The 22,153-nt window shown below is 73.9% G+C and carries 22 protein-coding genes; 13 read left to right on the top strand and 9 right to left on the bottom strand.

Features of this window, described 5'->3' with window-relative positions:
* Positions 1–38: 38 nt before the first annotated feature.
* The 3 genes from AB0H83_RS13830 to AB0H83_RS13820 form a co-directional block, all read right to left on the bottom strand.
* A complete protein-coding gene (locus tag AB0H83_RS13830; protein WP_360092057.1) occupies positions 39–161 on the bottom strand; it encodes a hypothetical protein in 123 nt (40 codons plus the stop codon).
* A gap of 119 nt (positions 162–280) precedes the next feature.
* Positions 281–3,028, bottom strand: a complete 2,748-nt coding sequence (locus AB0H83_RS13825; protein WP_360092054.1) for an AAA family ATPase — start codon at positions 3,026–3,028, stop codon at positions 281–283.
* A gap of 424 nt (positions 3,029–3,452) precedes the next feature.
* Complete coding sequence (locus tag AB0H83_RS13820) at positions 3,453–3,584, bottom strand: hypothetical protein (protein ID WP_360092051.1); 132 nt, start codon at positions 3,582–3,584, stop codon at positions 3,453–3,455.
* Between the two features lie 180 nt (positions 3,585–3,764).
* Here AB0H83_RS13820 and AB0H83_RS13815 point away from each other — a divergent pair, with 180 nt between their 5' ends.
* Positions 3,765–4,508 carry a DUF72 domain-containing protein gene (locus AB0H83_RS13815; RefSeq protein WP_360092048.1) on the top strand — a complete coding sequence of 248 codons (744 nt, stop codon included), beginning with the start codon at positions 3,765–3,767 and terminating at the stop codon, positions 4,506–4,508.
* A 114-nt stretch (positions 4,509–4,622) separates the two neighbouring features.
* On the opposite strand, the gene AB0H83_RS13810 is transcribed toward AB0H83_RS13815, so the two are convergent.
* The gene (locus tag AB0H83_RS13810) at positions 4,623–5,600 is read right to left on the bottom strand and encodes a kelch repeat-containing protein (RefSeq protein ID WP_360092045.1); all 978 of its coding nucleotides are present in this window, start codon (positions 5,598–5,600) and stop codon (positions 4,623–4,625) included.
* A gap of 273 nt (positions 5,601–5,873) precedes the next feature.
* Here AB0H83_RS13810 and AB0H83_RS13805 point away from each other — a divergent pair, with 273 nt between their 5' ends.
* Complete coding sequence (locus tag AB0H83_RS13805) at positions 5,874–6,332, top strand: MarR family transcriptional regulator (protein ID WP_360092042.1); 459 nt, start codon at positions 5,874–5,876, stop codon at positions 6,330–6,332.
* Positions 6,333–6,573: 241 nt separating this feature from the next.
* Positions 6,574–7,953: a serine/threonine-protein kinase gene (locus AB0H83_RS13800; RefSeq protein WP_360092039.1), complete on the top strand. Its 1,380-nt coding sequence runs from the start codon at positions 6,574–6,576 to the stop codon at positions 7,951–7,953.
* A 48-nt stretch (positions 7,954–8,001) separates the two neighbouring features.
* Here the strand turns inward: AB0H83_RS13800 and AB0H83_RS13795 are convergent, their stop codons facing one another.
* From AB0H83_RS13795 to AB0H83_RS13785, 3 genes are read right to left on the bottom strand one after another with little or no spacing between them, the layout of a single operon-like run.
* Entirely contained in the window at positions 8,002–8,823 is an 822-nt protein-coding gene (locus AB0H83_RS13795; protein ID WP_360092036.1) for a sugar phosphate isomerase/epimerase family protein, read from the bottom strand.
* Positions 8,820–9,971 (bottom strand): Gfo/Idh/MocA family oxidoreductase, encoded by a 1,152-nt coding sequence (locus tag AB0H83_RS13790; RefSeq protein WP_360092033.1) that lies wholly within the window; start codon positions 9,969–9,971, stop codon positions 8,820–8,822. Before AB0H83_RS13790 ends, AB0H83_RS13795 begins: the two co-directional genes overlap by 4 nt.
* Positions 9,972–9,989: 18 nt before the next feature.
* On the bottom strand, positions 9,990–10,751 hold the full coding sequence (locus AB0H83_RS13785; protein WP_360092030.1) for a cupin domain-containing protein: 762 nt from the start codon (positions 10,749–10,751) through the stop codon (positions 9,990–9,992).
* A 50-nt stretch (positions 10,752–10,801) separates the two neighbouring features.
* Between AB0H83_RS13785 and AB0H83_RS13780 the strand changes: the two genes are divergently transcribed.
* Positions 10,802–11,815 (top strand): LacI family DNA-binding transcriptional regulator, encoded by a 1,014-nt coding sequence (locus AB0H83_RS13780; RefSeq protein WP_360092027.1) that lies wholly within the window; start codon positions 10,802–10,804, stop codon positions 11,813–11,815.
* Positions 11,816–11,847: 32 nt separating this feature from the next.
* Here the strand turns inward: AB0H83_RS13780 and AB0H83_RS13775 are convergent, their stop codons facing one another.
* Together AB0H83_RS13775 and AB0H83_RS13770 are read right to left on the bottom strand one after the other, a co-directional pair.
* A complete protein-coding gene (locus AB0H83_RS13775) occupies positions 11,848–12,579 on the bottom strand; it encodes an isocitrate lyase/phosphoenolpyruvate mutase family protein (RefSeq protein WP_360092024.1) in 732 nt (243 codons plus the stop codon).
* Complete coding sequence (locus AB0H83_RS13770) at positions 12,576–13,292, bottom strand: hypothetical protein (RefSeq protein WP_360092021.1); 717 nt, start codon at positions 13,290–13,292, stop codon at positions 12,576–12,578. The genes AB0H83_RS13775 and AB0H83_RS13770 overlap by 4 nt, the downstream gene beginning before the upstream one ends.
* Positions 13,293–13,355: 63 nt before the next feature.
* Between AB0H83_RS13770 and AB0H83_RS13765 the strand changes: the two genes are divergently transcribed.
* The 9 genes from AB0H83_RS13765 (at position 13,356) to AB0H83_RS13725 (ending at position 22,090) form a co-directional block, all read left to right on the top strand.
* Positions 13,356–14,042 carry a winged helix-turn-helix domain-containing protein gene (locus AB0H83_RS13765; protein ID WP_360092018.1) on the top strand — a complete coding sequence of 229 codons (687 nt, stop codon included), beginning with the start codon at positions 13,356–13,358 and terminating at the stop codon, positions 14,040–14,042.
* A gap of 47 nt (positions 14,043–14,089) precedes the next feature.
* Positions 14,090–14,281 (top strand): hypothetical protein, encoded by a 192-nt coding sequence (locus AB0H83_RS13760; RefSeq protein ID WP_360092015.1) that lies wholly within the window; start codon positions 14,090–14,092, stop codon positions 14,279–14,281.
* A gap of 101 nt (positions 14,282–14,382) precedes the next feature.
* Positions 14,383–15,138 carry a crotonase/enoyl-CoA hydratase family protein gene (locus AB0H83_RS13755; protein ID WP_360092012.1) on the top strand — a complete coding sequence of 252 codons (756 nt, stop codon included), beginning with the start codon at positions 14,383–14,385 and terminating at the stop codon, positions 15,136–15,138.
* Positions 15,139–15,200: 62 nt separating this feature from the next.
* Positions 15,201–16,136 carry a threonine/serine dehydratase gene (locus tag AB0H83_RS13750; protein ID WP_360092009.1) on the top strand — a complete coding sequence of 312 codons (936 nt, stop codon included), beginning with the start codon at positions 15,201–15,203 and terminating at the stop codon, positions 16,134–16,136.
* A gap of 10 nt (positions 16,137–16,146) precedes the next feature.
* Positions 16,147–16,698: a QsdR family transcriptional regulator gene (locus AB0H83_RS13745; RefSeq protein ID WP_360092006.1), complete on the top strand. Its 552-nt coding sequence runs from the start codon at positions 16,147–16,149 to the stop codon at positions 16,696–16,698.
* Between the two features lie 178 nt (positions 16,699–16,876).
* Positions 16,877–17,563 carry a response regulator transcription factor gene (locus tag AB0H83_RS13740; RefSeq protein ID WP_033363396.1) on the top strand — a complete coding sequence of 229 codons (687 nt, stop codon included), beginning with the start codon at positions 16,877–16,879 and terminating at the stop codon, positions 17,561–17,563.
* 38 nt (positions 17,564–17,601) lie between these two features.
* Entirely contained in the window at positions 17,602–19,008 is a 1,407-nt protein-coding gene (locus AB0H83_RS13735) for a HAMP domain-containing sensor histidine kinase (RefSeq protein ID WP_360092002.1), read from the top strand.
* A 437-nt stretch (positions 19,009–19,445) separates the two neighbouring features.
* Complete coding sequence (locus tag AB0H83_RS13730; protein ID WP_360091999.1) at positions 19,446–21,434, top strand: RICIN domain-containing protein; 1,989 nt, start codon at positions 19,446–19,448, stop codon at positions 21,432–21,434.
* On the top strand, positions 21,431–22,090 hold the full coding sequence (locus AB0H83_RS13725; protein ID WP_360091996.1) for a hypothetical protein: 660 nt from the start codon (positions 21,431–21,433) through the stop codon (positions 22,088–22,090). The genes AB0H83_RS13730 and AB0H83_RS13725 overlap by 4 nt, the downstream gene beginning before the upstream one ends.
* Positions 22,091–22,153: the final 63 nt, after the last annotated feature.

Genomic DNA, 22,153 nt, shown 5'->3' with positions numbered 1-22,153 from the left:
CGGCACGGACGGCTCGGCGCGGCGGCTCGGCGCGGGTCTCAGCGGACGAGGAGCCAGGCGCCGTTGGCGACGGTCCAGCGGCGGGAGCGGAACGGCCCGGTCAGCTCGCCGTCGGCGTTGACGTGGAACGGCTCGCCCTCGATGCGGATGTCGACCAGCATCCGCTCACGATACGCGGGGACGTCACTTGCGGCGCCGTGGCGACCGCGTCGTGCCCGGGACCGACCTGCTCGCGACCGTAGGCGCCGCCCCGGCGAGACGGTCGGGCCGGGCGACCGGGTCAGCTGCCGGCCTTGACCCACGCGGCGATCTGCGTCCGCGACTCCAGGTTGAGCTTGCTCAGGATGTTGGAGACGTGCACGGCCGCGGTGCGCGGCGAGATGTACAGCCGCCGGGCCAGCTCGGCGTTGGTCAGCCCCTCCGCGAGCAGCACCGCCACCTCCCGCTCCCGCGGCGTCAAGGCCTGGTCGCCGGCGACGGGGGCGGCGAGGCCGAGCCGCCCGCGCAGCGCCGACAGCTCCGCGACCCGCCACCCTGACCAGCGGGCGAGGAGCGGCTCGGCGGTGCGGACGTGCTGGCGGGCCCCGTCGAGGTCGCCGAGGGCGAGCCGGCAGCGCGCGGCGCCGACGTGGCCGGAGCCCTTCGTGGCCGGCAGCAGCATCGACGGCTCCGCGACGGCGCGCCGGTAGCCGGCGAGGGCGGTGGTGTGGTCGCCGGCGGCCTCGGCGATCTGCGCGTCGGCGAGCCAGCGCCACGCGTCGTCGAAGAACGGATCGTCGATCGTGGCGGCGACCGGCCGCAGCTCGTCGACGCCGAGCCCGCCGACGAGCCCGGCGGAGATGAGGTCGTGGGCGAAGTCGCGGCCGGTGACCCCGGTGACGCGGACCGCGTCGAGGACCGCCCGGAGCAGCTCGCGGGCCTGTTCGGTGTGCCCGCGCCGGGCGGCGAGGTGGAACTGCAGGCCGGGGACGGAGGTCTGGGTCAGCATCGTGTAGGTGTCGGTCGCCTCGACCATGCCGCGGATGACGGTGTCGGCACGGTCGAGCTCGCCGGCCTCCAGCAGCAGCCCGGCGAAGAACACGCCGTGGTAGTCGATGCCGTTGCGGGTGCGCAGCAGGCCGCGGTCGCGCCGGCGGGCCGACTCCAGCTCGGCGAGGGCACCGCCGAGGTTGCCCTCCTGCACCGCGAGGCGGGCTCGGCCCTGGAAGTACGCGGCGACGGCCAGGGACTCGAAGCCGGCCCGCTCCGCGAACGTCCGCATCCGCTCCAGCGCCGCGGCCCAGTCCGCCGGGCCGCCGGGCAGCAGGTTGTACAGGTTGTTGAGCGACCGCGCGGCGAGCAGCCACTCGCCCGCCTGCTCGGCTTCGTGCGCCGCCTCGTTGAGCAGCTTGATGCCGTCGTCGACGCCGGCCGCGAAGTTGACCAGCGCCGAGCCCTTCTCGACCTTGGCGGCCAGCCACACGGCCGGCAGCCCGAGCCGCTCGCCGAGGCTGATCGCCTTGTCCGCCCACTCGATGGCGCACTCGGTGTTGTCCATCAGCATGTACGCCTGGGCTATCGCCGCATACGCGTGTGCCTTCGCCGGCCCGTCGTCGAGCGGCTCGATCTCGGTGCGCAGCTCCTCGGCCCGCTCCTGCATGCTGCCGCTGCTGCCGACCTCCCAGCTGAGCCGCACGAGCAGCCGCAGCGCGTCGGCGCGCTCGGCCCGGGTGCCGGCGGCGGCGAGCCAGCGGCGGCCGAGCTCCTGCGCGTCGTCGAGGAGCCCGGCGAGCCACGCGGCGCGCGCCCCGCACGACAGCAGCTCCACGTCGTCGGGCAGCTCGTCGAGGCCCATCTCGGCCAGCTGCAGCGCCTGGTAGGGCGAGCCCATCGCCAGGTAGGTGGCCAGTCCCCGCCGGGCGGCCTCGACCATGTCCAGGTATCGGCCGGCGCCGCGGGCGTGGTGCGCGACCAGCGCGTAGTCCTTGCTGCCGGTGGACAGCAGCGTCTCGAGGGCCAGCTCGTGCAGGCGGCGGCGCTGCCGGGCGAGCAGCTCGTCGGCGAGCGCCTCGCGGGTCAGCGCGTGCCGGAAGCTGAACTCGTCGTCGCCGGTCTCCACCATCAGCCCGCGCCGCACGAGGACGCGCAGCGCGTCGATGAGCTCCGGCTCGCTGTGGCTGGTGACGGCGGCGAGCAGGTCGAACGGCACCTTGCGGCCGAGCACGGCGGCGGCCTCGACGATGCGTTTCTCGGTCGGGTCGAGGTCGTCGAGCTGCCGGCGCAGCGCCTCGGCCACGTTCCACGGCAGCGGCCGGTCGCACAGCGTGTCGAGGTCCTCGTCGCCGTTGGCCTTGAGCAGCTCTTCGAGGAAGAACGGGTTGCCGCCGGTGCGGTTGTGCAGCGACAGCGCGGTCCGGTACGCGGGTGGCCGCCCGGTGACGGACTTGAGGAACCGTGACGTCTCGGCGAGGTTGAGCCGCTCCAGCCGCACGTTGGTCACCATGTACCGCCGCTCGAGCCTGGTCAGCAGGTCGGCGAGGGGGTGGCGGCGGGTGACCTCGTCGGGCCGGTAGGTGCCGATGAGCAGGCGGCTGCCGGGCAGGTCGGCGATCCGCTCGAACAGGGCGACGCTCTCGGAGTCGGCCCAGTGCAGGTCCTCGAACACGACCACCGACGGCCCCGGCGTGGTCAGCAGCCGCACGATCTCCAGCCCGGCCTGGATGCGGTCGATCATCGAGCGGGACGCGTCGGTGACGGTCACCAGCAGCTCCGGGTCGAGCCCGGCCGAGCGGTGGCAGCTGTCGATCGCGTCGAGCAGCACCTCGAACGGCCGGCTCAGCGTGCCGGGATCGGCCTGTCCGTCCAGCACCGGCAGCGCCTCGGGCAAGCCCGTGATCAGCTCCTGCACCAGACGGCTCTTGCCGATGCCCGGCTCTCCGCCGAGCATGGCGATGGACGGCTCGGACCCGTCGAGGAGCCGCCGCAACCGGCGCAGCTCATCGTCGCGGCCGACCATCACCTGGCTCACTCCGCTACGGCTGGCCCGCACGCCACCAGCCTACCGGCGGGCGGGCGGCGTGACGGCTGTGACGGACGCGACCTGCGCCACCACGGCCGGTCGTCGCCGCTGCCGCGCCGCGGGCGGCTGCCGAGGCCGAGCAGGTCCTCCTGACGGTGCTGGACCTGCACGAAGAGAAACACTGGGTGCATCATGGCTGGCTCCTTGACTCGGTGATGTCTCCATCCTGGCCGGGTAAGGAGCGGATTCCATCTGTACCTGTTACGTATCTTGGTCGTCGCGCCGATACCTAGGCCGGGTCCGCCGGCGTAGTCACGCCGCACCGGCGACGGCACCGGCACCGGCACCGGGCGGCAGACGCACTGCAGCCCCGGACGGCTCGGCGGCTGCGCACCCGGAGGGAGGTGGGTGCGGCAGACGCGGAAGCGTCCGGGGCTGCGGGGTTGCGGGCGGGTCAGGCCACCGTGCCGGAGCGGTGCGCTCTGCGGCGCAGCTTCACGCGGCTTGACCAGTGTTTCGCCTCGTCGAGCATGTGCAGCTGGCGCTGGCGGACGAGCTCGGTCAGCAGGATCGGGTGGACGTTCATGTCGGTGCTCCTCTGCGATCGGTGTGTCACCATCGTCGCGCGGTAAGGCCCGCGCAACATCGGTCACGCTTACGTAATCGCATCGGGGCGGCATACGTAGTCGGCCGGGCGACCGACGTACGTACACGTAGACGACACAGGCCCAACGGGGAACCGGCGATTTCTGGGTATCTGGCAGGCATGATGCTGATCGGCACGTCGGGCTGGCAGTACCGTGACTGGCGGGGGCCGTTCTACCCCCGCGAGCTGCCGCAGCGCGCCTGGCTGGAGCACTACGCGGGGGTGTTCGGCACGGTCGAGGTGAACAACGCGTTCTACCGGCTGCCCGAGCGCGCGACGTTCGAGGCGTGGCGGGACCGCACGCCGGAGGACTTCGTCGTCGCGGTGAAGGCCAGCCGGTACCTCACCCACGTCCGCCGGCTGCGCGACCCGCAGGAGCCGGTCGGGCGGCTGATGGAGCGGGCCTGCGGGCTGGGTGACCGGCTCGGGCCGGTGCTGCTGCAGCTGCCGCCGACGATGCGGGTGGACGTCGCGGCGCTGGACGCGACGCTCGCCGCGTTCCCGGCGGGGGTGCGGGTGGCGGTCGAGCCGCGGCACGCCTCGTGGTGGGTGGACGAGGTGCGGCAGGTCCTGCGCGACCGCGGCGCGGCACTGTGCTGGGCCGACCGCGGCAGCCGGCCGGTGACGCCGCTGTGGGTGACCGGCGACTGGGCCTACCTGCGGCTGCACGAGGGACGGGCGACGCCGCGGCCGCGGTACGGCCGCACCGCGCTGGACACGTGGGCGGGCCGGCTGGCGCGGTTCGGCGAGTCGTACGTCTACTGCAACAACGACCCCGGCTGCGCCGCCGTGCGTGACGCGCTGGCCCTGGCCCGGCTGGCCAGGCACCAGGGGCTGGCGGTCGGGCGGGCGGGCGCGCCGTAGGCTGTCGCGGTGGCCAAGTTCCTCTGCGTGATCATGATGCTGATCGCGCTGTTCGCGTACCTCGTCTGGCAGCGCAACCGGCTGCTGCGCCGCGGGCACCGCGACGGGGACTGATCAGCACGGGTCGAGCTCGAGAGACTCCGTGGTGGCGGCCACGAACAGCCCCGGCAGCGGCCCGCCCGGCAGCGTGACGAGGGCGGAGCCGACGGTCACCACCGCGAGCCCGTGCCGCGGGTTGGGCATGTCCGGCAGCGCCCGCCACCGCTGCGCCGCCGGTTCGAAGAGCTCCACCTGCGCAAACGTCGCCTTCCCCTCGCCACCGGCGGCGATGACCCAGCCGTGGCAGGTGCCGGTGGCGGCGAGGCCGCCGCGCGCGGTCGGCAGGTCGGGCCGGCGCGTCCAGGCGCCCGTGGCCGGGTCGAAGGACTCGACGGCGGCGAGGTTGCCGGCGGAGGTCCGGCCGCCGACGGTGTAGAACAGCCCGCCCGCGGCCGCGCCGCCGAGGTGCTCACGCCGCGTGGGCGGGCCGGGCGCGGAGCGCCACCGGTCGGTCACGGTGTCGTAGATCAGCATGGTGGCGGCCAGGACGTCCTTGCCGGGGCCGATCCCGCCGGCCACAAAGATCGAGGTGCCCACTGCGGCGGCGGTGCCGGCACCGCGCGCCTCCGGCATGTCCGCGACCGACTCCCACCGGCCGGCGCCGGCGGCGAGCCGGAAGGCGGCCGCGCTCGGGGTGCCGTCGCCGAGGTAGCCGCCGAACACGTGGACGACGCCGCCGGCCGCGGCGGCCATCGCGTGGTTGACGGCGAGCGGCAGCGGCGGGCCGGCCGTCCAGGTGCCGGTGGCGGTGTCGTAGATCTCGACGGTCTTCAGGCTGCCGCCGTCGCGCTGATACCCACCGGCGACCACGATCCGGGTGCCGGTGACGGCGGCGGCGACCTCGGTGCGCTCCGAGGGCGCGTCGGCCAGCCGGCGCCACGGGCCGGTCTGATTTGTGCCGGTTGCGGTAGGAGTGGTCGGATGGGACCCGGGCGACCCCGTGCAGGCGGTCGGCCCGAGCAGCAGCGCGGCGGCCAGCAGTGCGACCCGCATGGGGTCCAGTGTCGTCGATGGAGGCCCACATCGGTACCGGCGCGACCTTCAGAAGTTTCAATTCATCCGATAGCCGATAAATTGGCCGGACAAAGCACGCGAATGCCCCGAAGTCGGTCTACGTAATGCGTTCAAAGAATTGCTGTCGGTGATGACGGGGCAACGGAACCGCTATCTTTTCGATATTCTGTGCGCTCTATGGGGACCGGAGGGGGGCCGCCACATGGGCATGCGAGGTGCCGTGTCGTTGAGTGAGCGTCTGCGTGGCATGCGGTGACCGCTACGCAGGACGTCACCGCGCACTCGACAGCGACGGAGACCGTGCTGCACCTGCACCGGGCGGCCAATGCCGTCCGGCAGCACGTCGAGCAGGTGGTACTGCGTCCACGGCAGCTGACGTGGACCGGCTTCGTGGTGCTGCGCACGGTGGCGGCGGCCCGCAGGATGGAGACCAGGCACGTCGCCGAGCAGGCGGGCATCTCCAAGGCCACGCTCACCGGGGTCGTCGACACGCTGTCGGGCCGCGGCCTGGTGCGCCGCAGCCCGCACCCGGACGACGGCCGGCTGGTCGTCCTGCAGCTCACCCGGAAGGGGCAGCGGCTCATCCGCGAGCTGCTGCCGGAGTCACAGAGCGCGGAGGTGTTCGCCCTTTCCTACCTCGAGCCGGCCCAGCTCGCCGTCGTCACGACTGCGCTGCGTGGAATGGTCGCTCACCTGGAGCGACCACGCTGAGGTGATGCGGGCCCGCGTCATCCCGCGGGTGTCAGTCGTTGGACGGGGCAGGTCAACAGGTGTGACCTCCGGCGCGGACGTCCGTGCACATCTCGACTAGTGTCGAGGCACCATGCGCGGATGCCGTCCGGTGCAGATGTGCCCGAACGGGCACAAGGGTTGCATCCAGGGTGGTCTTTTCATCTCGCGGTGGACGGATCAGACTGCATAAGACCTGTGCCGAGTGGCTGGAAGGACCCCGATGACCGAGGCAGGCACGCACGACGGCGCCGGCGAGTCCGGCACGCCGGACCTGCCGCTGCGCTCGGCCGCGCCGGCACGTCGCGCCGCCGTCGGGGACCTCAACAACAACGACCCGATCCGCATCGACGACTACCGGCTGATCGGTCAGCTCGGCGTCGGCGGCATGGGCACGGTCTACCTGGCGCAGTCCCCCGACGGCTCCCGCGTCGCGGTGAAGCTGGTCCACGCGCACCTCGCGCGCGACCCCCGGTTCCGGGTCCGCTTCGCCGGCGAGGTCCGCGCCGCGCAGCGGGTCCCCGGCTTCTGCACCGCCCGGGTGCTCGACTCCGGGACGCACGAGGACCGGCCCTACCTGGTCACCGAGTATCTCGAGGGCATCCCGCTGTCCCGGCTCGTCGCCGACGACGGCCCGCTCGACCCGGCGATGCTGCACAGCGTCGCACTCGGCGTCGCGGCCGCGCTCGCCGCGATCCACAACGTCGGGCTGGTGCACCGCGACCTCAAGCCGAGCAACCTCATGGTCACTCTCGGTGGGGTCCGGATCATCGACTTCGGCATCGCCCGCGCGATGGACGCCGCCAGCGACATCACCGGCACCGGCAACATCGTCGGCAGCCTCGGCTGGGCCTCCCCGGAGCAGCTGCGCGCCGAGGAGCCCACGGCCGCCATGGACATCTTCGGGTGGGGCTGCCTGGTCGCGTTCGCGGCCACCGGCCGCCACCCCTACGGCGGTGAGGAGGCCGCGGCCCGCGCCTGGAAGATCCTCGAGGGCGAGCCCGACCTCAGCGGCATCCCCGACCCCGTGCGCGAGCTGGTCGCCGCCGCGCTGAGCCGCGACCCCCTGGACCGGCCCGACGCCCGGCAGCTGCTGCTCGGCCTGGCCATCGACGACCTCGACGCGGCGCCGCTGCCGGCGCAGCGCCGCTGGCTGCGCGGCTCGACCCAGATGTCGCGCCGCCGGGTGACCTCGATGGCGATCGCCGTGCCGATGGCTCTGGCGCTGGTCTTCGCCGCCGCCGAGACCACGTCGGACATGATGGGCGGCAAGTCCGACCCCGGCACCCACCGCGGCAGCACCAGCGGCGACGAGGTCGGCACCAAACTGTCGCCCGCGCCCAACCCGAACCAGACCGGCCTCCAGCGCCCCAACCCGGGCGCCACGACCGACGCGGGCAACCCGACCAACGGCCCGCTGGTGCCGCCCACGGCCTCCGGGGTCCCGTCGGCGACCTCGACCGTGATCCCCACGATCAGCGAGCCGACGATGCCGCCGTCGTCCGCGCCGGCCAGCGCGCCGCCGACGACCGATCCGACGACCCCACCGCCGACGACGACGGCACCCGCCGATCCGGGCGCCGACGGCAATCAGATTCCCTGAAGCAGCGGCGGCGGCACCCCGCCGCGGGGTGCCGCCGCCTTGCACGGCTCAGAGCACGTGCGTCAGGTATCCCTCGATCGACTCGGCCAGCACGTCCGCGCCGGGGCGGGACCAGACCGCCTCGTGGAAGACCTCGACCTCGATCGGGCCGGTGTACCCGGTCGCGTCGACCGCCTCGCGGAAGCGGCGCAGCTCGACGCAGCCGGTGCCCGGCAGGCCGCGGCCGAGCAGCACGCCCTCCGGCAGCGGGGTGATCCAGTCGGCCACCTGGAAGCAGGCGATCCGGCCCTCGGCGCCGGCCCGGGCGAGCTGCTTCCAGACCTGGTCGTCCCACCAGAGGTGGTACGTGTCCACGGCCACCCCCACCGCCGACGGCGGGAACGGCGCCGCCAGGTCCAGCGCGTTGGACAGCGTCGACACGACGCACCGGTCCGAGGCGAACATCGGGTGCAGGGGCTCGATCGCCAGGCGTACCCCGGCGGCCTCGGCATGCGGGACCAGCTCACCGATCGCGTCACCCACGGTGCGGCGGGCCGCGTCCAGGTCCCTGCTGCCGCCGGGGAGCCCCCCGCTGACGAGGACGAGCACCGGCGCCTGCAGGGCCGCCGCCTCGTCGATGGCGCGGCGGTTGTCGTCGAACCAGCCGGGCGTGGTGAAGAACCCGCCCCGGCACAGGGTCGTGACGGTGATGCCGGCCGCGCGGACCAGGGCGGCGGTCCGTTCGAGCCCGAACGTGTCCACCTGGTCCCGCCACAGCCCGAGCTGGGTGACGCCCTGCTTGACGCAGCCGTCGACCGTCTCGTCGACCGGCCAGCGCTTCGTCGTGGCCTGGTTCAGCGAGAACCGCTCGAGCCTCGGGTCGGCGCTCACAGGTCCAGCGCCGGGATCTCGATGCGGCGGCCCTCGCGGGCGGCCTGCAGGCCGAGCTCGGCGAGCTGGACGCCGCGGGCGCCGGCGGCGAAGTCCCACGGGAAGCCGGCGCCGTCCACGACGTGCCGCAGGAACAGCTCCCACTGCACCTTGAAGCCGTTGTCGAACGGCTCGTTGTCCGGCACCGCCTGCCACTGGGCGCGGAACGGCTCGGTGACCGGCAGGTCCGGGTTCCACACCGGCTTCGGGGTGGTCCCCCGGTGCTGGATGTGGCACTCGCGCAGGCCGGCGACGGCGCTGCCGTGGGTGCCGTCGACCTGGAACTCGACCAGCTCGTCGCGGCGGACCCGCACCGCCCAGGACGAGTTGATCTGTGCGACGATGCCGCCCTCCAGCTCGAACGTGCCGTACGCGGCGTCGTCGGCGGTCGCCTCATACGTCTGGCCGGCCTCGTCGACGCGGGACGGGATGTGGGTCGCGATGGTCGCCTGCACGGAGCGGATCGGGGCGAACAGCTGCTCCAGCACGTACTGCCAGTGCGGGAACATGTCCACGACGATCCCGCCGCCGTCGGCGGCGCGGTAGTTCCACGAGGGGCGCTGCGCGGCCTGCCAGTCGCCCTCGAACACCCAGTAGCCGAACTCGCCGCGCACCGACAGGATCCGGCCGAAGAAGCCGCCGTCGATGAGGCGCTTGAGCTTGCGCAGCCCCGGCAGGAACAGCTTGTCCTGCACCACGCCGTGCTTGATGCCGGCGGCCCGCGCGGCGCGGCACAGCGCGACCGCGGCGTCGGTGTCCTCGGCGAGGGGCTTCTCGGTGTAGACGTGCAGGCCTGCGTCGATGGCGGCGCGGATCGCCTTCTCCCGCTGCTGGGTCACCTGCGCGTCGAAGTAGATCTGCACATCGGGGCGGGCGAGCGCGGCGTCGAGGTCGGTCGTCCACTCGGTCAGCCCGTGCTGCTGCGCCAGCTGCGCGAGCTTGCCGGCGTTGCGGCCGACGAGGACGGGCTCCGGCCAGATCAGCGAGCCGTCACGCGACGGCAGGCCGCCCTGCTCGCGGATGGCGAGCAGGGAGCGGACCAGATGCTGGCGGTACCCCATGCGGCCGGTGACGCCGTTCAGCACGATACCGATCGGGATGCGGGACAACGGGACTCCTCAGGCTGCTCACGCGGCGGTGGCGTGGTAGGTGTCGAGCAGGCCGCACATGCCGTGCCTGCCGTGTTCGCTCGGCGCGGGCAGCACCGAGATGCCGCCCCGGCCGAGATGACCCGCGTCGCCGGCGGCGAGCGCGTCGATCTGCCGGCCCGTCTCCAGCGCGGCCCGGAGCGCGCCGCGCTCCCACCGCTCGCGCCAGCCGGGCAGTTTAGGTGCGACCAGCCGGGCTGCGGCGGCCTGGAACGCGGCGAGGCCGTCGGGGCCGCTCTCGCGCAGCGCCAGGAACCCGGTGACGGCCAGGTCGCGGCGGCGGAACGCGGCACCCAGGTCGGTGCCCGGCACCCCGCCCTCGGGCAGCGCCGTGGCCTCGGCGTAGGCGGCGGGGTCGGCGAGCACGCCGGGCGGGAACGTCAGCACCGCGTCGCCGGCCTCAGGCAGGCCGCTGTTCTGCATCACCACCACGATCTGCAGGCCGCCCCGGTTGACGAGGCGGTGGATCGTGCCGGGCGGGAACCAGGCGACGGTGCCCGTGCGCAGGGGTGTCTCGCGGTACCCCTCGCCGGACAGCGTCTGCACGAGGCCCTCGCCGGCGGTCACCACGTACCCCTCCGAACAGGTGAGGTGCATGTGCGGGGTCCCGCCGAGCAGCCCGTCCGGAGCCACCGAGTCGTAGACGGACAACCGGGAGATTCCGACCGCTGCGGGCATCTGGTCCCGTACCACCGCCGTCACCGCCTCTTCCACGCCAGGAAAACGCTTTCCTCTGGTCATGTCGACGCTAACCCGTATGCTGCGAACGAGTCAATGGAAGGAGGCGGACGATGGCGACGCTCGCCGACGTGGCCCGCCGTGCCGGGGTGTCGCCCGCGACCGCCTCGCGGATCATCAGCGGGAGCACGAAACTCGTCACCGACGAGCTGCGCGAGCGGGTGCTGCGCGCCGTCGACGAGCTGCAGTACGTGCCCAACGCACACGCCCAGTTCCTCGCCAGGGCCCAGCGCACCGCGGTCGGCGTCATCGTGCACGACGTGTCCGACCCGTACTTCGCCGAGATCACCCGCGGCCTGCAGCAGGTCGCCACCGCGGCGGGCCGGCTCGTCATCATCTGCAACAGCTACCGCGACCCGGCCCGGGAGCTGGAGTACGTGGAGCTGCTGCGGGCCCAGCAGGTCGCGGCGATCATCCTGGCCGGCTCCGGCTACCACGACCCCGCGTTCACCAAGGCGCTGACGGGCAAGCTGGCCGCGTACACCCGCACCGGCGGCAGGGTCAGCGTCATCGGCCGGCACGAGCTGCCCGGCGACGCCGTCATGCCGGCCAACGCCGACGGTGGCCACCTCGCCGGCGTCGAGGTCTTCGGCGGCGGCCACCGCAAGGTCGGCGTCATCGCCGGCCCGAAGGTGCTGACCACCACCACCGACCGGCTCGCCGGCCTGCGCCGCGCCGCCCGCCAGTACGGCCGCACCCTGCCCCCACGGCGCATCGTCTTCGCCGACTTCGACCGCGACAGCGGCGCCGAGGCGACCCGCCGCCTGCTGGACGACTCCCCCGACCTGACGGCGATCGTGGCGCTCAACGACTCGATGGCCGTCGGCACGCTCAGTGTCCTGCGCGAGCGGGGCATCGCGGTGCCGCAGCAGGTGAGCGTGGTCGGTTTCGACGACATGCCGATCGCGCGGGACGTGACGCCGGCCCTGACGACGGTGCGGCTGCCGCTGACGGAGATGGGCGCCAGGGCGATGACGCTGGCCTTGGAGGACAGGGCGCGGACCCCGCGGGTGGAGCCGGCGGCGGCCACACTGGTGCACCGGGAGTCGTCGGCCCCGCTGACCTGACGGTGCTCACTGGCCGCCGGCCGGGTGGCGCGTCATCCGCTGGCGGCGATCTGCGCGTACGTCGGCAGGCCCGCACCATCCACCGGGGCACCGTCGCGGACCGCCTGGGCCGCCCCCACGGCCGCGGCGAGCGCCACCCGGAACAGCAGCGATCCGGTGCTCACCCGCCGCACCCCCAGCGCGGCCAGCTCGGCGACCGCCGGCCCGCACGGCTCGTGCAGCACGTTGACCGGCACACCCACCCCACGGACGACGGCCTCGATGTCCGCCGGCGCACGCAACCCCGGCACGAAGACCCCGTCCGCCCCGGCGTCCGCGTACGCCCGCACCCGCCGCAACGCCTCCCCCACCTCACCGGCCCGCTGCCAGTGCGTGTCGGTCCTGGCGTTGACGAACAACCCGGGCGCCTCCCGCTTCACCTGCCGGATCAGCCGCACCTGCCGCTCGACCGGCCCCATCGCGTCCTCGACGTTGATCCCCGCCGCCCCGGCCGCCGCGACCGCGACCGCCGCGCCGACGGAGCCGCGTTCGATGTCGACGCTCACGTGACAGCCCAGCCCCGCGATCCTGCGTACCAGCCGCAACGAGTCCGCGGCGGTGGCGTCCTGCCCGTCCGGCAACCCGTTCGCGGCGGCGACCCCGAGGCTCGTCGTGCCGACCGCCGGGAAGCCGGCCCTCATCAGCATCCGGGCGGACGCAACGTCCCAGGCGTTGGGCAGGACGAGCGGCGCCCCGGCGCGGTGCAGTGACCGGAAGTCGCTCACGACCGCTCACCGCCGTCGACCCCTTCGCCTACGGTTGCGCTCAGCGCCCCCTCGGCGAGGGCCAGCGCGTGGGCGCGGCCCGGGCACCTGCGCGGCCCGGCGCCGAACGGGATTCCGTGCAGGCTGACCCTCACCACCTCGCCCGGCGCGACGCGGGCCGCGCCGACGTCGGACGGGCGGGTGGCCATGCGCTTCGTGGCGGCCACCGGCGGCGTGTCGCGCAGGGCGGTGTCCAGGCCGGCGTCGCGGGCGCGGGCGATCAGCGCGGCGGTCGCGTCGCAGGCCTGCACCAGCAGCCCGATCCGCGCGGCGGTGGTCTCGTCGGCGGTGCCGCCGCACGCGGCGATCAGCACCTGCACGGCGGCGTCGGCGGCGGGCTCGTCGCCTGTGCCCGGCTGGTACGCGGCGGCCACCACGCGGACCGCGTCGGTCGTCCCCGGGGAGGGGTCCAGGCCGAGCGCGGCGCACAGCAGCCGCACGGGGTGGGCGTACGGGGACGACGCGGCGGCCGCGCGCAGCGCCGCGGGGTCCACTGTGGACAGCAGGGACTCGCTGAGGGCGCGGCGGCGGGGGTACGCCGCACCGCCGCTGAACCGGCCGACGCTCGCGCGCAGCCAGGCGACGCCGTGCGCGGCGGCGGGCACCGGCGGGACCACGAAACCGGGGTCGTGGAGCACGGCGAGGGCGTCATCGGGGTCGTCGATCGTGTGCATGGCCAGACCGTAGGGCCGGGACCGTTCGGTACCCGACGAACCGACGAGGCGGACAATGGACCTGTGACCGCACCGTCCTCGCTCGCACAGTTCGCCGCGCTGCTGGCCGACGAGACGCGGGCCGCGATGTGCCTGGCGCTGCTCGACGGGCGCGCGTGGACCGCCGGGGAGCTGGCCCGCCACGCCGGCGTCGCACGGTCGACGGCGACCCAGCACCTGCACCGGCTGACCGCCGGCGGGCTGCTGGCCGAGGAGCGGCAGGGGCGGCACCGGTACGTCCGCCTCGCCGACGCCTCCGTCGCCGCGCTGCTGGAGGACCTGTCGGCGCGGCTGCCGCCGCAGGTGGCCCGGCCGGCCGGGTTGCGGGCGGCGACGGCTTCGGCGGCCCTCGCCCGCGGGCGGACCTGTTACGACCATCTCGCCGGGCGGCTCGGGGTGGCGGTGACGGATGCGTTGACGGCGCGCGGGTTGCTGGACCAGGCGGGCGGGTTCGCGTTGACGCAGGCGGGTCTGGCGTGGATGGCCGCGCAGGGCCTGGACCTGGACGGCGGGAAGCGCCCCGTGGCACGGGCCTGCCTGGACTGGACGGAGCGGCGGCCACACCTCGCCGGGGTCGCCGGGGCGCGGCTGTGCGAGCGGTTCCTGACGCGCGGCTGGGTCGCGCGGATCGGATCCGGCCGGGCGGTACGGGTCACCCCGGCCGGCCGGGCCGCCCTGGCGGACCTGCTCGGCATCGACGGCGTCGATTAGGTTTCACGGCGGTTGGGTACCCAGCGGTCACTACGAAGGAGGCCGTTGTGTTCGCTGTGATCGCCGCGATCCTGTTCGCTGTCGCGCTGTTGATGGACCTGTTCGGTGCCGACGCCGGGCCGGTGCTCGACGTGGGGACGCTGAGCCTGGCCGGGTTCCTGTGCGTCGCCCTGCACCTGGCCGGCGCGGGCACCTGGCACACCCGGTACGGCAGCTACCGCCGCGGCCGCCGGCGCTGAGCGGTCCCGCGTCCGGCGCCGCACGCGCCGCCACGGCCGCGCCCTGCCCCAGGTGAGGGGTTCGGGCGCGGCCGTCCTCGTGGTGGCCGACACTGGCTGGCATGAGTGTGCGCATCGAACGGTCCGGTCCGGTGTGGACGGTCGTGCTGGACCGGCCGGAGACCCGCAACGCCGTCGACCGGGACACCGCGGAGCGGCTCGCGGCCGCGTTCCGGCAGTTCGACGCCGACGACACGGCCGCGGTCGCGGTGCTGTGGGGCGCGGGCGGCACATTCTGCTCCGGCGCCGACCTGAAGGCGGTCGCGGCCGGCGACGGCAACCGCGTCGAGGCCGGCGGCGACGGACCGCTCGGCCCGACCCGGATGCGCCTGGGCAAGCCCGTGATCGCCGCGGTCGCCGGGCACGCCGTCGCGGGCGGCCTGGAGCTGGCGATCTGGTGCGACCTGCGGGTCGTGGAGGAGACCGCGACGTTCGGCGTGTACTGCCGGCGCTGGGGCGTACCGCTGATCGACGGCGGCACGGTCCGCCTGCCGCAGCTCATCGGGGTCGGCCGCGCCCTCGACCTGATCCTGACCGGCCGCCCGGTCGACGCGCAGGAGGCGCACCGCATCGGCCTCGCCGACCGGGTCGTGCCGCCCGGCGGGTCCCGGCCGGCGGCGGAGGCCCTCGCCGCCACGCTCGCCGCGCTGCCGCAGGACTGCCTGCGCAACGACCGCCTGTCGGTGTACGGGTCCCTCGGCCGGCCCCTGCCGGACGCGCTCGCGGTCGAGCACGGCTACGGCGTGGCGTCCCTGCGCGCCGGCGCGGCGGGTGGCGCCGCCCGGTTCGCCGCCGGCGAGGGGCGCGGCGGGGTCTGACACCCGGGCACCGACACCGGCGGGCGGACGGCCGGCCGGCGCGGGGGACGTAGGGTGGGCCCATGGTCGACAGGGGTGAGGTCGAGGCCGCCGCCCGCAGGATCGACGGGTACGTGCGGCGCACCCCGTCGATCGAGGTGGCGCCGGGGCTCTGGGTCAAGCTGGAGCTGCTGCAGCACAGCGGCTCGTTCAAGCCCCGCGGGGCGTTCAACCGGATCCTCGCCGCCCGGGAGTCGGGCGAGCTGCCGGCGGCCGGGGTCGTCGCCGCGTCCGGCGGCAACGCGGGGCTCGCCGTGGCGTTCGCGGCGGCGCGGCTCGGCATCCCGGCCGAGGTGTTCGTGCCGCGGGTCGCGCCGGCGGTGAAGGTGCGCCGGCTGCGGGAGCTCGGCGCCGTGGTGCACCAGCACGGCCGGGAGTACGCGGAGGCGTACGCCGCCTCGACGATCCGGGTCGCGGAGACCGGGGCGCTGTTCGTGCACGCCTACGACCAGCCCGAGATCGTCGCCGGCCAGGGCACCCTCGCCCTGGAGCTGCCCGACGTCGACACGGTCCTGGTCGCCACCGGCGGCGGCGGTCTGGTCGGCGGCATCGCGGCGGCCGCCGGGGACCGGATGCGGGTGGTCGCCGTCGAGCCGGCCGGTGCGCCGACGCTGCATGCGGCCCTCGCCGCGGGTCGTCCCGTGGACGTCGCGGTGGACAGCGTCGCCGCGGACTCGCTGGGCGCCCGCCGGGTCGGGACGATCGCCTTCGAGTCGGCCGTGCGCCACGGGGTGCGCAGCATGCTCGTCGACGACGACGCGATCGTGCGGGCCCGAAGGAGACTGTGGGCGGAGCACCGGATCGTGGTCGAGCTGGGTGCGGCGGCGGCGTTCGCGGGGATGGAGCAGCTGCGGGCCGGCGGCGAGTGGGGACGGATCGCCGTCGTGCTGTGCGGCGCGAACACCGACCCCGCCGATCTCACCACCGAGACAGTTCAGGATCTGTCTCAAGGCGTGTAGCGTGCCTGGCATGCCGCACGACGAGATCTTCGACGCGGCCATGCGGCGGTTCCTGGAGCGGCGCCGGATCGACATGCGCTCGCTCGCGGCCGAACTCGGCATGGGCCGGGCCACCCTGTACCGGCGCGTCGGCAGCCGCGACCAGCTCCTGGGCCAGGTGCTGTGGCAGCTCACCCAGCGCAGCCAGCAGCGGGCCGTGAAGGCGGCCGAGGGGCGGCGGGGCGCCGACCGGATCGTCGCCGTGATCGGCAACTTCCTCGCCGGCGTCATCGAGCAGCCCAGCCTGCGGCACTTCCTCGCGGCCGAGCCCGAGGCGGCGCTGCGCATCCTCACCTCGAAGCACGGCATCGTCCAGCCGGGCGTCCGCGCGCACCTGGAGGGCCTCCTGCAGGAGGAGATCGCGGCGGGCGCCTTCACCCCGAGGATGGACGTGCGGACCCTGGCGTTCGTCCTGGTACGCATCGGCGAGAGCTTCCTCTACGCCGACGCCATCGCCGACGGCGAGCCGGACGTGGAACAGGCGTTGCAGGTGATCGGGCGGCTCCTCGACGATCAGCCATGAGGCGCGGGCGCGCCGGGCGCCGCGTCCGTGCGCTGCACGGCACCCGGCCATCCGTTGGTGCCCGTACGAACGGAAGTCTCGGCGAACGTACGATGGCCGCCGTGGAAAAACGGGGACATGTCGGAATCGTCCATCGACCGCGGGGGCTGCCACTTGCGCCAGGACGTATGTTCTTCGCATGGCCACGGTGCTGCTGGTTGAGGACGACCATGTCGTGCGGGGCGCCTTGCTGCGCTCCCTGACCGACCGGGGTCACACGGTGCACGCGGTCGGCACCGCGCTGGAGGCGTTACGGCGTTTCGCCGCCGAGACGCCGGACCTGGTCGTGCTCGACCTCGGGCTGCCCGACCTGGACGGCGCCGACGCCCTGCGGATGCTGCGTGGCATCGCGGACACCCCGATCATCATCGCCACCGCCCGGGACGACGAGGCGGAGATCGTGCGGCTGCTCAAGGCCGGCGCCGACGACTACATGATCAAACCGTTCACCTCCGCCCACCTCGACGCCCGGATGACCTCCGTGCTGCGCCGCACCGGCCGGGCGAGCCGCGAGGAACCCACCGCCATCGAGGTGGGAGGCTTGCGTGTCGACATCGGACAACGCCAGGCGCACCTGCACGGCGAGCCGCTGACGCTGACCCGCAAAGAGTTCGACCTGCTGGCGTACCTCGCCGCCCGTCCCGGACGGGTGGTCTCACGCCGTGAGCTGTTGGAGGAGGTATGGCGGCAACCCTCAGTGGGCGAGGACCAGACGATCGACGTGCATCTGTACTGGCTACGCCGGAAACTTGGCGAGAGCGCCTCGGCGCCCAGATACCTGCACACCGTGCGGGGCGTGGGCTTCAGGTTCGCGGCCCCGGACTGAGGCGGACCCTCGCCTATGTCTGCGCCGCGGTCACCACGATGGTGGCCCTGGCGTTCCTGATCCCGCTCGGGCTGGTCGTGCAGCAGCTCGCCCGCGAGCGTGCCTTCGCCGACGCCGAACGCCAGACCGCCGTGGTCGTGGCGGTCCTCACCGTGACCACCGACCCCCTGGCGATCGAGCGGGCCATCGCCAGCACCGGCGGTCCCGCGGTCAGCCGCGTCTCGGTGCACAACCTCGGCGAGGAGGGCCTCGAGATCGGCACCGGGCACGCCGCCGCCAAGGACCTCGCCCGCGCCGCCGACCAGGCCGCGCCGGTGACCGCGACCGTCGGCGGCGGGCTGTCGTACCTGGAGCCGGTGGACGTCGGCTCGGGCCGCACGGCGGTCGTCGAGGTCTTCATCCCTGAGGACGAGCTGTCCGACGGGGTCAGCGGCGCCTGGTGGGCCCTGACCGCCGTCGCCGTCGGGCTGGTCATCGCCTCGGTCTGGGTCGGCGACCGGCTCGCCGCGAAGGTGACCGCCTCGGCCCGCCAGCTCGCCGGCGCCGCGGGCGCGCTCAGCGAGGGGTACCTCGACGTGCGGCTGGACCCGTCGGGCCCGCGCGAGCTGGCCGAGGCGAGCTTCGCGCTCAACGTGATGGCCGATCGCATCATGGCCCTGCTGACCAACGAGCGCGAGCTGGTCGCGGACCTGTCGCACCGGCTGCGCACCCCGCTGACCGCGCTGCGGCTGGACGCGGAGACCCTCGGCGACAGCCAGGACGCCGACCGCATCCGCGACGCCATCGCCGCGCTCGAGGTCGAGATCGACAAGCTGATCCGCGCGATGCGCGAGCCGATCGACGCGCACTCCCCCACCCCGGACCGCGGCGAACGCAGCGACGGCGCCGCCGCGTCCACCGGCGAGCAGGGTTGCGACGTCGCCGAGGTCGTGCGGGACCGGATGATGTTCTGGTCCGCCGTCGCCGGCGACCAGGAGCGCGAGTGCACGGCGATCGGCACCGACGCCCCGGCCCCGGTCCACGTCGCGAAGAGCGAGCTCGCCGCCGCACTGGACGCCCTGATCGGCAATGTCATCCGGTACACCCCACAAGGCGTCCCCTTCGAGGTGGCCGTCACCCGCCGGGACGACGGGTACGTCGTGCTCAGGGTGGAGGACGGCGGCCCCGGCATCCCCGACCCGGAGCTGGCACTGCAGCGCGGCGAGAGCGGGCAGGGCTCCACGGGCCTGGGCCTGGACATCGTGCGCCGGGTGGCGGTGGAGGGCAACGGCACCGTGAACATCGGCACGTCCGCCACCCTCGGCGGCGCCAGCGTGGTCATCGTGATGGCGGACGCCGACCCGGCGCCGAAGGAACAGCCGCCGCAGAGCCGGTTCGGGCTGGTCGGCCGGCTGTCCCGGGAGCCGAACGAACGCCGCAGCCGCCGGGGCAAAGCCGCCCCCTGAGGTCCGCGCACTGCCGGACGCCGCACGTCGCTCCCCACGCCGCCGGGGGCGGTCTCCTGCCGGCGATACGCGTCGCCACCTGACCGTATGTGTGCGAACGCGGAGCGTTCGCCTGGGGGTTTTGGTTGGGAAGTCCAACACCGGGGTGCCCGCATCAGCTCGCGCGGTAAAGCAGCCAGGTGGCGTAGGGCCGCCACAAGTCTCGGTTATGAGTCCCTTAATTGGGTCGTTTGGGCTGGAACGGCACGTTGACGGATCGCTATGGTCTCCCCGTTCCCACGTGGACGGACCGGCACTCACCCGCCTTGCCACCCTCGAAGGCCGGCCGTCCCGCGCGCGGCGGGGACGGGTACCTCTGCCCTGTGCCCGTCCTCGCCGCGCGCCCTTTTCCCCCTCCGGAGGAACCGAGCGTGTCTCGAGTCTTGCACCGTGTTGCCGTGACTGTCGCGGTCGCGGTCCTCGGCACGGGTGCGGCGATCGCCGGGCCCGGCGCCATCGACAGCCTGTTCAACGAGAAAGGGCCGGCCGCGATCAGTCGCGTTCCGGCCGACAACCCTGAGCTCGGCCTGGTGTACCAGGGTCTGACGCCGGCGAAGAAAGGTGACCCGTGTGTCGGCGGGTACCAGGTCGCCGAGCGCGGCCAGTGCAGCCACGGCCCTGACGTCCCGCCGGTCGGCCTGACCGTGCGCGGCAACGTCGATCCGATCACGGCGGCCGGGCCCACGCAGGTCGTCCCCGAGTCCGACACGGCGGCCGCCCCGCTGGAGCAGACCGTCACCGCCGCGGACGGGTCCGTCTCCTCCGAGGGTGGTTTCGCCCTGGTACCGGAGGCGGCCGGCGACACCGCCGTCGGGTACACGATCGGCGCGTCGGGCGTGGCCTGCGACGGCGACGGCGTGTCCGGCAAGCGCGTGCAGGTGCTGTACGTGCGCGACGCCAACACGGCGAGCCGGTTCAACCAGTACCTGGAGAGCTTCCGCACCTGGAGCGCCGGCGTCGACGCGATCTACAACACCAGCGCCAAGGAGACCGGCGGCGAGCGGCACGTCCGTTTCGTGACGACCGCCGACTGCAAGGTCGACGTGCGCGAGGTCGAGCTGCCCGCGGGTGGCCTGAACACGTTCGACGCGACCATCAACGGGTTGAAGGCACTCGGGTACAACAGGACCGACCGCAAATACATGATCTTCGGTGAATCGAAGGTGTACTGCGGCATCGGCACCTTCGCCGGCGACACCCAGCCGGGCGTGAACAACCGCAGCAACGGCGGCCCCGGTTACGGCCGCAGCGACTCGGGCTGCTGGGCGGCCAGCGTCGCCGCGCACGAGCTCGGGCACAACCTCGGTGCGGTGAACAACAACGCGCCGAACTCCAGCAAGGCCGGGCACTGCCTCGATGAGTACGACATCATGTGCTACAACGACTCGGGCGGTCTGAAGACGTCGGTCCGGACCGGTTGCACCGACCGGGCCGGTGAGAACCGGATGGACTGCAACCACGACGACTACTACAACACCAACCCGAGCCCCGGCAGCTACCTCGCGAACAACTGGAACGTGGCCAACAACCAGTTCCTGATCGCGGGCCCCGGTGGCACGACGCCTCCGCCGCCGTCGCCCACGGCGTCCCCCACGAAGACCGCGTCGCCGACGCCGTCGAAGACCGTGTCCCCCTCGCCGTCGAAGTCGGTCACGCCGTCGGCGTCGCCCACGAAGACCGCGTCGCCGACGCCGACCCCGACGAAGCCGCCGACCGGGCTCAAGGAGCTGCGAGTCAGTGACGTCACCGCCAACTCCGTGCGGCTGTCCTGGGACGCGGCCGCGGCCGGCAGCCGGTACGCGGTCGTGCTCAACGGACGGTCCATCGGTCAGGTCCGCTCGACCAACGTCCGGATCGTCGGCATGCGCCCCGACACCGACTACCAGATCGGGGTTTCGCTCGCGCAGAACAGCACCCTGACCCCGTGGACCACCACCGTCAAGGTGCACACGACGGCCGCGCCCGCAGCGACGGCCGGCACGTGGATGGTGTTCGGCAACAGCCTGACCGGCGGCGTCGCGGACGTCTTCGGTGCCCGCAGCGCGGCCGGTACGCCCATCATCATCTACCAGCGGCACGGCGGCGCGAACCAGCAGTGGAAGCTGGAGCCGGCGGCCGGCGGCACGTACGTGGTCCGCTCGAAGGCGACGAACGCCTGCGTCACCACCACGGGCGACAAGGACACCGCGGGTGCGACCCTGGTACAAGGTGACTGTGCGAAGGCCTTGCAGTGGACGCTGACCAAGACGGAGTTCGGCGTGTCGCTCCAGACCGCGAGCGGCCTGGTCGTCGGCGTCGGCAACAACGAGTACTTCGGCAGCCGGCTGCTCGTCCTGCAGAAGCCGAGCGGCGCCAAGTACCAGAGCTGGATCCCGCAGCGCACGTGAACCAGCCCGCAACCAGCCGCGGCCCGGCGCCCTCGTGGCGCCGGGCCGCGGCGGCATCCATGCGGCGGGCGGTGACCGCCGCCGGCCTGGTCGCCGGTGCGGTGGCGGCGCTCGTGCTCGGCACGGCGGCGCCGGCCGGGGCGCACGACGGTGTCATCCTCACGCTGCACGGTGACGGCCGGGGTTCGGTGTGGGTGACGGCGACCTGGCAGGACGGCCATCCGGTCACCGAGGCGGTCGGCATCACGCTGCTCGCGACGACCGCCGACGGGCGCCGGGAAGGGCCGGCCGGGCTGAAGCGCAACGGGGACGCGCTGACGTACGCGGGCACGCTCGGCGAGGGCGACTGGACGGTCGTGGCCGAGATGGGCACGCCGGCGATCGGGCGGTGCCAGGGGACGCTGCACGTGGCGGCCGACGGGGCCGCGCAGGAGATCGTCTGTGCGCCGCCGCCGGCCGCGGCGAGCCCGGCGGCGGCGCCCGCCGCGGCGCAGGCGTCCTACACCTGGGTCTGGTACCTGCTGGGCGTCGCGGCGCTCGCGGGGGTGGCGGCCTGGTGGTTCCACCGCACGTCGGCCGCGGCGCGGGCGGCGGCCGCCCGGAGGACGCCGGGGCGCAAAAGGTCAAACGGGAGGACGGCAGTGCGCCGCAAGTGACGCCCGACACCGCCTCTTGACCGGTACAGTCGCACGGTCTACTGTACCGGTATAGGCGCTGCA

The sequence above is a fragment of the Dactylosporangium sp. NPDC050688 genome (assembly GCF_040654515.1).
Taxonomy (GTDB): domain Bacteria; phylum Actinomycetota; class Actinomycetes; order Mycobacteriales; family Micromonosporaceae; genus Dactylosporangium.
This window is presented reverse-complemented; position numbering and strand designations above follow the sequence as displayed.